Origin of the sequence: Kitasatospora sp. NPDC050463, assembly GCF_040655255.1 — a bacterium.
Lineage (GTDB): Bacteria > Actinomycetota > Actinomycetes > Streptomycetales > Streptomycetaceae > Kitasatospora.
Genome location: NZ_JBFAJO010000063.1, coordinates 47,759 through 54,983, shown reverse-complemented (window position 1 = coordinate 54,983; position 7,225 = coordinate 47,759). Strand labels below are relative to the sequence as shown.

General features: G+C 72.5%; 6 protein-coding genes. 3 read left to right on the top strand and 3 right to left on the bottom strand.

Features of this window, described 5'->3' with window-relative positions; all coding sequences use genetic code 11:
* Window positions 1-163: 163 nt before the first annotated feature.
* Window positions 164-1,492: an MATE family efflux transporter gene (locus AB0J08_RS31175; protein WP_360641202.1), complete on the bottom strand. Its 1,329-nt coding sequence runs from the start codon at window positions 1,490-1,492 to the stop codon at window positions 164-166.
* A 453-nt stretch (window positions 1,493-1,945) separates the two neighbouring features.
* On the opposite strand from AB0J08_RS31175, the gene dnaB reads away from it, so the two are divergent.
* Window positions 1,946-3,565 (top strand): replicative DNA helicase, encoded by a 1,620-nt coding sequence (gene dnaB / locus AB0J08_RS31170; protein WP_360641201.1) that lies wholly within the window; start codon window positions 1,946-1,948, stop codon window positions 3,563-3,565.
* A 72-nt stretch (window positions 3,566-3,637) separates the two neighbouring features.
* On the opposite strand, the gene manA is transcribed toward dnaB, so the two are convergent.
* Window positions 3,638-4,837 (bottom strand): mannose-6-phosphate isomerase, class I, encoded by a 1,200-nt coding sequence (manA, locus tag AB0J08_RS31165; protein WP_360641200.1) that lies wholly within the window; start codon window positions 4,835-4,837, stop codon window positions 3,638-3,640.
* 308 nt (window positions 4,838-5,145) lie between these two features.
* Here manA and AB0J08_RS31160 point away from each other — a divergent pair, with 308 nt between their 5' ends.
* A complete protein-coding gene (locus AB0J08_RS31160) occupies window positions 5,146-5,907 on the top strand; it encodes a polyprenol monophosphomannose synthase (protein WP_360641199.1) in 762 nt (253 codons plus the stop codon).
* 153 nt (window positions 5,908-6,060) lie between these two features.
* Here the strand turns inward: AB0J08_RS31160 and AB0J08_RS31155 are convergent, their stop codons facing one another.
* Window positions 6,061-6,468 (bottom strand): helix-turn-helix domain-containing protein, encoded by a 408-nt coding sequence (locus AB0J08_RS31155; protein WP_360641198.1) that lies wholly within the window; start codon window positions 6,466-6,468, stop codon window positions 6,061-6,063.
* Between the two features lie 106 nt (window positions 6,469-6,574).
* On the opposite strand from AB0J08_RS31155, the gene AB0J08_RS31150 reads away from it, so the two are divergent.
* Window positions 6,575-7,210: an NAD(P)H-dependent oxidoreductase gene (locus tag AB0J08_RS31150; RefSeq protein ID WP_360641197.1), complete on the top strand. Its 636-nt coding sequence runs from the start codon at window positions 6,575-6,577 to the stop codon at window positions 7,208-7,210.
* Window positions 7,211-7,225: the final 15 nt, after the last annotated feature.

The following is a 7,225-nucleotide window of genomic DNA, read 5'->3' as shown; positions in this document are numbered from 1 at the left end:
GGTTGCCGGTGCCGATGACCGTGATGGTCGTGGTGGTCACCACGGGGCCGTCGGCGAATGCCTGGGACGGTACGGCGGCGGCGCCGATGGCGGCCTGGAGGCCGGCCCTCGGTCGTTCCCGGCAGGGCGCCGGCGGGCCGGGCCCGTGCCGGGCGCGCCGGGCTCAGGCCCGCACCGCGCCGGTGACCAGCCACTTGCCGCTCCGGGCACGCCGGGCCAGGAACGCCGCGCGGACCAGCATGAACAGGTTCATCGCCCACCAGAGCCCGGCCAGACCGGCGCCGCTGGCCGGCACCGCGAGGGCCACCGGGGCGAAGACCGCCAGCGTGGCGAGCATCGCCCAGGCCAGGTACGGGCCGTCACCGGCGCCCATCAGCACCCCGTCCAGCACGAAGACCAGGCCGGAGACCGGCTGGCAGAGCGCGAGCAGCAGCAGGACGCTGTTCAGCTGCCCCTGCACCACCGGGTCCGGGGTGAACAGCGGGACGTACAGCGGTCGGGCGGCCACCACCAGCAGGCCGAGCAGCACCCCGGAGCCGACGCCCCACTCGATCATCCGCCGGGTGGCCGCCTTCGCCCCCAGGACGTCCTCGGCGCCCAGGTGGCGGCCGATGATCGCCTGCCCGGCGATGGCGATGGCGTCCAGCGCGAAGGCGATGAAGAGGAACACCGTCATCGCGATCTGGTGGGCCGCGATCGCGTCGTCGCCGAGCCCGGCGGCCACCGCGGTGGCGATCATCAGGATGGCGCGCAGGCTCAGCGTGCGGACCATCAGCGGTCCGCCGGCCCTGGCACAGGCCCGGATGCCCGCCGCATCCGGCCGCAGCGAGGCGCGCTCCCGGCGGGCCCCGCGCACCACCACGAACAGGTAGGCGGCGGCCATCCCGGTCTGCGCCAGGACGGTGCCCCAGGCCGAGCCGGCCACCCCGAGCCCGGCGCCGTACACCAGCCCGGCGTTCAGGCCGAGGTTGGCGGCGAACCCCGCGACCGCCACCAGCAGCGGCGTGCGGGTGTCCTGGAGGCCGCGCAGCACCCCGGTGGCGGCCATCACCATCAGCATCGCCGGGATGCCGAGCGCGCTGATCCGCAGGTACGTCACGGCGTAGGGCGCGGCGGTGGCCGAGGCGCCCAGCAAGTCGGCCGTCCAGGGCGCCAGCAGCAGGGTCAGGGCGACCACGACGACCGACAGCGCGAGGGCGAGCCAGATGCCGTCGACGCCCTGCTGGACGGCGGCCCGGCGGTCCCCGGCGCCGATCCGGCGGGCGACCGCGGCGGTGGTCGCGTAGGCGAGGAAGACGAAGACGCCGGTGGCGGTGGTGAGAGCGGCCGAGGCGACACCCACACCGGCCAGCTGGGAGGTGCCGAGGTGGCCCACGATGGCCGAGTCGGCCAGCAGGAACAGCGGCTCGGCGACCAGGGCGCCGAAGGCCGGGACGGCGAGGGCGAGGATCTCCCGGTCGTGCCGGCGGCGGTCGATGGTGGGGGCGGTCATGGGTCAAGGCTACTCATCCACAGGTAATGACCGCTAGATGGTTTGGGCTGTTACTCGAAATCCTGAGCGACCGGACTGTGGCGGTGTGTGTCCACGGCCACCCGCCTGTGTGTGAAGAATTTCTCATGCACAGCCCCGGGAAGAGGTAATCCCAGGTCAGTAAGTTGACTGTGGAGTGATGGTCTGGTTATCCACAGGACTTTCCACAGGGGTGTCCACAGGTTTGCGGCACTTCTCCACAGCCTCCGGCCCGTCGTCCACACCCCCTGTGGATAACCGCCTTGGCTGAAGGGCTCCCGGCGCCTTAGCGTGGGCTCTCCGCCCGACACTCCCACCCGCCCCGGCGTCCGATTTGTCGGTGCGGTGGCGTAGAAAGAGGGGCGCGGCTCCGCTCCACCCAGCCACCGGCAAGACCCGCTCCAACTCGCACCACTCGCTGATCGGGGAACACGCGTGACCGGCCCCCAGTACGACGACCACGACGCCCCGCCGCCGGAGGAGGACTGGCAGACCGCGGACGACCCCTTCCCCGTCGGTGCCTTCGCCGACGCAGCCTTCCCGGACGGCCCCGGTGACCGGCTGCCGGTCTCGCGCGGGCGCGGCCAGGGCTCGGGCCAGGGCGCGGGCTCCAGCTCGGGCGGGTTCCAGGGCGGCGGCTTCCAGAAGGGCGGCAAGGGCTCGGGCGGGTTCCAGCGGGACGGCGGCAAGCGACGCCAGGACGACGAGGACGAGCGCTCCGGCGCCGACGGCTTCGAGCGGGTCCCCCCGCAGGACCTCGCCGCCGAGCAGTCCGTCCTCGGCGGCATGCTGCTCTCCAAGGACGCCATCGCCGACGTGGTCGAGGTGCTCAAACCGGCCGACTACTACCGGCCCGCGCACGAGCTGATCCACGGCGCGATCCTCGACCTCTACGCCCGCGGCGAGCCGGCCGACCCGATCACCGTGGCCGGCGAGCTGACCAAGCGCGGCGAGCTCGTCCGGGTCGGCGGCCCCGGCTACCTGCACACCCTGGTCAACTCCGTCCCCACCGCCGCCAACGCCGAGTACTACGCCGAGATCGTCCACGAGCGCGCGGTGCTGCGCCGCCTGGTCGAGGCCGGCACCCGGATCGCGGGCATGGGCTACGCCGCCGAGGGCGACGTCGACGAGATCGTCAACGCGGCCCAGGCGGAGATCTACGCCGTCACCGAGCAGCGGACCAACGAGGACTACGCGCCGCTCTCCGACATCATGGAGGGCGCCCTCGACGAGATCGAGGCGATCGGCTCCCGCAACGGCCAGATGTCCGGCGTCCCGACCGGCTTCGCCGACTTCGACCAGCTCACCAACGGCCTGCACCCCGGCCAGATGATCGTCATCGCCGCCCGCCCGGCCATGGGCAAGTCGACCCTCGCACTGGACTTCGCACGCGCCTGTTCGATCCAGCACAAGCTGCCGAGCGTGATCTTCTCCCTCGAAATGGGGCGCAACGAGATCGCCATGCGCCTGCTCTCGGCCGAGGCCCGGGTGGCGCTGCACCACATGCGCTCCGGCAACATGACGGACGACGACTGGACCAGGGTCGCCCGTCGGATGCCGGACGTCAGCGAGGCACCGCTGTTCATCGACGACTCGCCGAACCTGTCGATGATGGAGATCCGCGCGAAGTGCCGCCGGCTCAAGCAGCGCAACGACATCAAGCTGGTCGTCATCGACTACCTCCAGCTGATGCAGTCCGGTGGCTCCCGCCGGGCGGAGAACCGCCAGCAGGAGGTCTCCGACATGTCGCGAAACCTGAAGCTGCTGGCCAAGGAGCTGGAGGTGCCGGTGATCGCGCTCTCCCAGCTGAACCGTGGTCCCGAACAGCGCACCGACAAGCGGCCGATGGTCTCCGACCTGCGTGAGTCCGGCTCGATCGAGCAGGACGCCGACATGGTCATCCTGCTCCACCGCGAGGACGCCTACGAGAAGGAGTCCCCGCGCGCCGGTGAGGCCGACCTGATCGTCGCGAAGCACCGTAACGGCCCGACGGCCACCATCACGGTGGCCTTCCAGGGCCACTACTCGCGCTTCGTCGACATGACGCGGGACTGACCGGCCGCTCCGGGGGCGGGCAGCCCCCGGAGCTGCGGGACCCGGGGGTGGCGGCCGCTCCGCGCGGCCGGGTCAGAGGGTGACGGTGGCGCGGAAGACGGTGGTGCCGGTGCCGTCGAGCCGGGTGGCGGTGCCGGTCGCGGGGAGGAAGGCCGACTCGCCGCGGGCGAGGTCCAGGGTGGTGCCGTCGGCGGCGGTGAGCCGGGCGCTGCCGGCGGTGCAGAGCAGGATCTGCGGGGCCCGGCCGTCGAGCTCGCGCTCCTGGCCGTCCAGGGTGAACCGGGAGAGCCGGAACTCGTCGACGGGGACGGGGTAGAGCTCCTCGCCGGGGGTCTCGGCGACGCCGACCGGGAGCAGCAACTCCGGGGCACCGGCGGTGAATTCCACCACCTTGAGCAGCTCGGGCAGGTCGATGTGCTTGGGCGTGAGCCCGGCCCGCAGGACGTTGTCGGAGTTGGCCTGCAACTCGACGCAGACGCCGTGCAGATAGGCGTGCGGCACGCCCGCGCCGAGGTAGAGCGCCTGGCCCGGACGGAGCCGGACGGCGTTGAGCAGCAGGCCGGCGATCAGGCCGCGGTCGCCGGGGAACTCGCGGGTGATCCGGCTGTACAGCGCGTACGGGCCGGTGGGGTCGCCGGCGGCGGCCTTGTCCACCGCCTCGGCGGTGTCCCGGACGGTCGCGGCGGCGGTGGCGTCGTCCATGGTGAGGACGGCGGCCAGGGTGGTACGCAGCGCCTCGGCCTCGTCCTCGGCGCCCAGCAGTGCGATCAGCGGGTCCAGCGCCGCCACCTTCAGCCCGGCCAGCAGGTCGGCCGCGCCGGCCGGCGTGCGGAAGCCGCAGAGGCCGTCGAACTCGTCGAGCGCGCAGATGAGTTCGGGCTTGTGGTTGGCGTCGCGGTAGCTGCGGTGCGGGGCGTCCGGCGGGATGCCCAGGGCGTTCTCCGCGGCGTACCCGGCGCGGGCCTGCTCCAGGGTGGGGTGGGCCTGGATGGAGAGCGGGATGCCGGCGGCCAGGACCTTGAACAGGAACGGCAGGGCGGGGCCGAACCGGGCCACGGTGGCGGCGCCCAGCTCGCCCTCGGGGTCGGCGGCGATGAGCTCGTCCAGCGTGCGGGACCCCTCGCCCCGGTCGGCGCGGGAGGGGGCGCCGGGGTGGGCGCCCATCCACAACTCGGCCTGCGGTTCCCCGGTCGGTTCCTGCCCGAGCAGCTCGGGGAGCGCGGTGAGCGACCCCCAGGCGTACGGGCGGACAGTGTTGACGAGCCTGTCCATGCGCGCGGTCCTGCTCCTTCGCTGCAGTGGCTGGTGTGCCGGATCGCCGGGAGACGGCCCGGCGAGCGGGTGGTCCGGGCAAAGGCTGGGCATCGACCCTAGCCGACCGGCGCCGTCGGGAGGGAAACGGCCGTGGTCGGCCGGGAGTGCCGGAGCCGTACCGGCTGTTCGAGGACGCGGTAGTAGGATGCCAGGACGCAGTAGTTTCCACAGTGGTTTCCAGGTCGGCGGGATGTCGACGGGGACTGCGTCTCAGAGTGCGGGCAACGGTGACTGGCACTTCCCGCCACCGGCCGAGAGGTTTGTACGTGACCGTGAACCAGCAGAGTTTTGCTGATCTCGGCAGGGTGCTGGTGATCATTCCGACGTTCAACGAGGCGGAGAACGTCGAGCGGATCGTCGGACGGGTCCGTGCCGCCGTGCCCGAGGCCCACGTCCTGGTCGCCGATGACAACAGTCCGGACGGCACCGGCGAGCTGGCCGACAAGCTGGCCGCCGAGGACCCGAACGTGCAGGTCATGCACCGCCGGGGCAAGGAGGGGCTGGGCGCCGCTTACCTGGCGGGCTTCCGCTGGGGCATCGACAACGGCTACGACGTCCTGGTCGAGATGGACGCGGACGGCTCGCACCAGCCCGAGGAGCTGGACCGGCTGCTGGGCGCTCTGCGCGGCGCCGACCTGGTGCTCGGCTCGCGCTGGGTGCCGGGCGGCCGGGTGGTGAACTGGCCGAAGTCGCGCCTGCTGCTCTCGCGCGGCGGTTCGACGTACTCGCGGCTGATGCTGAACGTGCCGATCCGGGACGTCACCGGCGGCTACCGGGCCTTCCGCAAGGAGACCCTGCTCGGTCTGGGCATGGACGAGGTGGCCTCGGCCGGGTACTGCTTCCAGGTCGACCTGGCCTGGCGGACGGTGAAGGCCGGCTTCAAGGTGGCCGAGGTGCCGATCACTTTCGTGGAGCGCGAGCTGGGTGCCTCCAAGATGAGCCGGCACATCGTGCTGGAGGCGCTCTGGCGCGTCACCTCCTGGGGTGTCGCCGACCGGTTCGCCAAGCTGACCGGCCGCAAGGGCTGACCGGCAGCCGAAGAACCTGACAGCGCCCGGGCCCGCCTGTTCTCCACAGGCGGGCCCGGGCGCTTTCGTGTTCCCGAGCGCTGTTCCCGGACGCTGTTCTCCGGCCGGCGCCGCCCCTGGGCGCTGTTCCCCGGCGGCGGCCGGCGCGGCGGGTCAGCAGGAGCCGGGCGGCTTGAGCGCGCTGTCCGGCAGGTACTGGTCGGCCCAGACGGCGAGCTCGGTGAGGGCCGGGCGCAGGGCCGCGCCCGCCTCGGTGAGGCGGTAGCTGACGCGCAGCGGCGGGCCCTCGTCGACCTGGCGCAGGACGAGCCCGGAGTCGGCGAGTTCGGTGAGGCGGTCGGAGAGCATGCGCTCGCTGATGCCGGGGACGGCGCGGCGCAGCTCGGAGAAGTAGCCGGGCCCGTTGTTGGTGAGCACGGCCACGATCAGGCCGGTCCAGCGCTTGCCGAGCAGGGTGAAGACCCGGGTCAGCGCGATCTCGGTGCCGCTGCAGACGGGCGTCGCCTCCCCGCACTCCACGGACGCGGCATGGAGCTGCTCGGTCACCTCGTGCTGGGCCATGGATACAGCGTACCCGTCCGTCCACTAGTGACTATAGAAAAGTAAGCTGCTACGGTACTTGCAGCTGCGGCGGAAAGAGCAGCTACTTACCTGATGGAGGTTCGCCATGCCCACTCTGCTGCACATCGACTCGTCCGCGTTCACCGACGGCTCGGTCTCCCGCGAGGTCTCGGCCGCCTACCGGGCCGCCTGGCAGGCCCAGCACCCGGAGGGCGTGGTGATCCACCGCGACCTCGCCGCCCGGCCGCTGCCGCACCTGGACGCGCACGGCATCTCCGCCGCCTTCACCCCGGCCGAGGGGCGCAGCCCCGAGCAGGCGGCCGCCTTCGCGCTGCGCGAGGAGCTGATGGCGGAGCTGGAGCAGGCCGACGCGATCGTGATCGGCACCCCGATGTACAACTTCACGATCCCGTCCGGCCTCAAGGCCTGGCTCGACCAGGTGATCCTGATGGGCCGCACGGCGGGGGACACCCCCACGGCGGCGGGCACGCCGGTGACGGTGGTCGCGGCGCGCGGCGGCTCCTACGCGCCCGGCGCCCCGCGCGAGCCGTACGAGTTCGTCACCACCTACCTGGAGAAGGTGCTGACCGGGATGCTCGGGCTGGAGGTCGACTTCATCGTCCCCGAGTTCACGATGGCCGCGACCGTGCCCGCGATGGCGGACTTCGTGCAGCAGGCCGCCGACTCCAAGGCCCGGGCGCTGGAGGACGCGGCGCTCCGGGCGAAGGCGGTGGCCGCCTGAGAGCGGTCCCGGGCG

Bases quoted from the DNA above. Each gene is read 5' to 3' on its own strand.
- AB0J08_RS31155 (WP_360641198.1), bottom strand. From the start codon at position 6,468: ATGGCCCAGCACGAGGTGACCGAGCAGCTCCATGCCGCGTCCGTGGAG.
- AB0J08_RS31175 (WP_360641202.1), bottom strand. From the start codon at position 1,492: ATGACCGCCCCCACCATCGACCGCCGCCGGCACGACCGGGAGATCCTC.
- AB0J08_RS31150 (WP_360641197.1), top strand. From the start codon at position 6,575: ATGCCCACTCTGCTGCACATCGACTCGTCCGCGTTCACCGACGGCTCG.
- manA (WP_360641200.1), bottom strand. From the start codon at position 4,837: ATGGACAGGCTCGTCAACACTGTCCGCCCGTACGCCTGGGGGTCGCTC.